This window comes from Paraburkholderia sediminicola (assembly GCF_046027825.1).
Lineage (GTDB): Bacteria > Pseudomonadota > Gammaproteobacteria > Burkholderiales > Burkholderiaceae > Paraburkholderia > Paraburkholderia sediminicola_D.
Map to the genome: position 1 here is coordinate 1 of NZ_JAQQDU010000200.1, position 3852 is coordinate 3852.

Genomic DNA, 3852 nt, shown 5'->3' on the forward strand with positions numbered 1-3852 from the left:
CATCCCCGCGGCGGGGGGCCCCTGTCCCCCGCGGCGCGGCCCCCCCGGGGGGGCCGGCCCGGGCGCCGGCGCCGGCGTGCCTGACGGAAAAGTGACGAGCACCTTGCCGATCTGACGCGCCTGCTGCATGTAGCGGAACGCCTGCTCGGCGCGCGCTGCGGGAAACGCACGATACGGCAGCGGATGCAGGACGCCGGTCGTGAACAGGTCCATCACTTCCCGGAACAGCCGGGTCGTCAGATCGGACCGCACACCCATCAACTGATCGGCATCGATACCGAAATAGCTGATGTTGTTGCGGAACGGGCGCAAGCCGATCTGACTGTTTTCGTAGAAATCGCGCTTGCCCAGTTCGAGGAAACGGCCGAATGGCCGCAACGTGCCGATGCCGCGCACCATCGCCTCGCCCGCGAGCGAATTGAGCAGGACATCCACGCCCTCGCCTTGCGTGCGCTCGCGAATCTGGTCCGCGAACGCCAGACTGCGCGAGTCGAACACGTGATCAGCGCCCAGCAACCGGACGAATTCACGTTTCTCGTCGCTACCGGCCGTCACGAAGACTTGCGCGCCGAGATGACGGGCAATCTGAATCGCCGCGATACCGACGCCGCCCGCGCCGCCGTGCACGAGCACGCGCTCGCCGCGTCGCAGACGCGCCAGTTCGCACAGCGCGTAATACGCGGTGAAGAACGTTATCGGGATAGTGGCCGCTTCTTCGAACGACATCAATTCAGGCTTGCGCGCAATGGCCGTCGCACGCGTGATCACGCGCGTTGCGAATGAGGCCGGCGCGAAACCGAGCACCGCGTCGCCTGGCGCCCAACCTTCGACGTCCGGGCCGACCGCCACGATCCTGCCAGACAGTTCCATGCCGATGGTCGCCCCCGCGAAGCCGGTCTCGACCGCTTCATCGGACAGCAGCCCCATGGCATACATCACATCGCGGAAGTTCAGCCCGGTCGCGCACGGTGCGATCATCACTTCGCCGGGTCCCAACTCGCGCTCCTGCAAGGCAAACCACTCGAGGTTGCGCAGCGAGCCCGGCATGCCGAACGCAAGTACCGCGGGCAACGGCTCGCGGGTGTCGGCCACGTGCCGTGCCGTCTGTCGTGAGGCCTGTTGCGCCGGCAACATGCGAGGCACGTAGCGGCCCTGCGGTGTCAGCAGCACTTCTTCCTCGCCGTCGTTATCCAGCAACGTACGCGCCAGTTGTGATGCATCCTGCCCTGCGGCAGGCGTGACGTCGATCAGGCGCAGCGAGAGCGTCGGATACTCGTTCGCCAGCACGCGGCCGAGTCCCCATAGGCTTGCCTGGTCCGGCTGGGTGGACTCGCCACCGGCGAATGGAGCGCCACCTCGCGTCACCACGCTCAGCTTCGCGGATTCAGCCACGCCAAGCGTGTCGAGTCCACGCACGAGCGCGGCGAGCGCCAGCGCGCCACCCTGCTGCGCGCGCATGAGATCCGTGCCGCTGGCGTCGTCGAGAGGCGCTAGCGGCGCGACAAAAACGATCTGGGCAGGTGTCTCCTGGCTCGCCAGCCAAGCCGCAGCGTCGCGCACGGACGCCGTGTCGACACGGCAACCCCGTTCAACCAGCTCGGCTGCCAGCGCGGCGCTAAACGCGTCGTCGCGGTCCCGCGCGATCAGCCACGACTGCGAGGGCGCCGCGACAACCGTCGGATACAGCTCGACCGCTGCCTTGCGCGCAACCACGAGCGCCGTCGCGCCGTCGAGGTCGAGGCCTCGCTCCGTGTAACGCATCACGTCTCGCAGACCCGCGTGCCCGCACAGCGACACGAGCTTCGCAGGTGTGAGGGTCTCGCAGGACGTAACGCCGATGTCGCGACCCGCCACGCCGACCACGATGTCGGCAAAGCGGCTGCGCTGCAAGTCGGCGAGAACCAGCAGACCACCCGGCGCGAGCCGTTCAGCCAGCGCACGCAGCGTGCGGAGCGGATCCGTTTGTTCACCGAGCATCCGGTTCACCACGATCACGTCAAACGGCGCGGGGTCGCTGCTGCTCGCGAAGAGCGGCTCGTTCTCCGCGAGCAACAGCGTCTGCACATGGGCGGCCGCTTCGGAGTCGAGCGCGGCAAGCTGCTGATGCGTGCCGGCAAGCACGTGTTCGCAGAGTGCGACCGGCGCGTCGAGGTCGAGCGAATGCAACACGTCACCGCTAAGCGCACCGATCTCCAGCACGCGCAGACGACGCGTGCGCGGCCACGCGGCAAGCGCCTCGTTGACGCACGCGGCAAGCATCGCCCGCGTATGTGCCCATGTCGGCGATGCTTCGAAAAACTGTTCGACGAGACTGCGCCCGGTCGGCGAAAGCAGTGCGAGCGTGTCTGGCGACGCATTGCCCAGCACGCGCGGCAGCGCCGCGCCAACATGCGCGAGCAGCGTCAATTCGGCGACATGCGCCGGAGACGACGCCAGCACCTCGCGCCACAACACGGCTTGCGCCGGCATGGCCGCGCAGGCCACATCGTCACGCACAAGACGCTCGCCCTCGAAACGGGCGAGCCCATCTTCGACGACAATCTGCGCAAGCCGCGTCAGCAGTGGCGGATTCGACTGCGCCTGCGGATTCGGCCACGCGAACACATTCAGCTCGTCGAGCGCGTGGAGCGCATACAGGCCCGCGAGCACGTCGAGCAGCGGCAGCGTTTCCATCAAATGCCGCGTGCGGTGCTCGCCGTCCTCGCGCGACGATACCTGCAGGCTCGCCCGTTCGAGGAGCGCGGCGGGCGCCGGCAGCGCCTCAGCCGTGAAATCGCCGGTCAACGGCCGCGCTTCGAGCGCGTACGCGAAACGCGCCGGGGCGCGGCGGCGGCCCAGCAGATCGACACGGCGCAGGCGGCACCCCGACAGGCGCACGACGATCGCATCGTGCGCATCGAGAAATGTGAACGACGCAACAATCGAATGCGGGCTGCGGCGATGCACGCGGACAAGCACACGCCGCACCGAATCGCCACGCAGGAAGTCGACCCGTTCGATCTGAACCGGAACGAATGCCGCACGCGCATCGGCAGACGCGGCGCCGGCTTGTCCGAGCACGGCAAAGAGCGGATGGAAGCCGCTGTCCATCAGAGCGGGATGCAGCAGATAATCGGCGAGCCCTGGTGCGCCGCCGAGGATCGGCGGCATCTCAAGGTTGGCCAGCGCATCGTCTCCGGACACCTGCACGGAGCGCACCCAGCGAAATGCCGGGCCGTAATTCAGCCCGATAGCGGACGTGCTGGCATAGAGCGCGTCGCCAGGCATGGAGGAGCACGCCTCGAGACACGTGAGCAGCGACGGCGCGGCGACGCTGTCCGCATCGAGCGTGTTGCCGCTCGCGAGCAGACGCCCCGTCACATTCACGGTCCACGGAGCATCGCTCATGCGATCGCGCGTTTCGATCACGAATGACGCAGTGCGTACGTCGATCAGGAAACGGAACAGCTTGGCATGCAGAGGCTGAAACACGACCGGCATGCGAATCTCAAGATTTTCGAGCGCGGCATCCGGCGTGCCGAAGAATACCCGTGCGGCGGCGAGCGCCATCTCCACGTAGCCAGAGCCCGGAAACGTAACACCGCCGTCGACAACGTGATCGGCGAGCATCGGCAAGCGCTGCGGATCGATCTGGTTTTCCCATGCGAATACATGCTCGTGCAGCCGGTAGCCGAGCAGCGGATGATCGGCACGGCGGTTCAGCAGGTTGTAGCCTTCGACGCTCTGTTCGAGCCAGTATCGTTCATGCTGCCACGGATAAGTCGGCAACACGGTATGCGGCGCGCGCGGAACGAAGCGGTCGAGGTCGACGCGCGCGCCGTGCGCGACAGCCGAGAGGACCGAATGCGCGAG

At 67.1% G+C, this 3852-nt stretch carries 1 protein-coding gene; it reads right to left on the reverse strand.

The window, feature by feature from the left end; genetic code table 11:
* On the reverse strand, positions 1-3852 hold a 3852-nt coding region (locus PQQ96_RS41740), incomplete at both ends, for a polyketide synthase dehydratase domain-containing protein (RefSeq protein ID WP_408303213.1).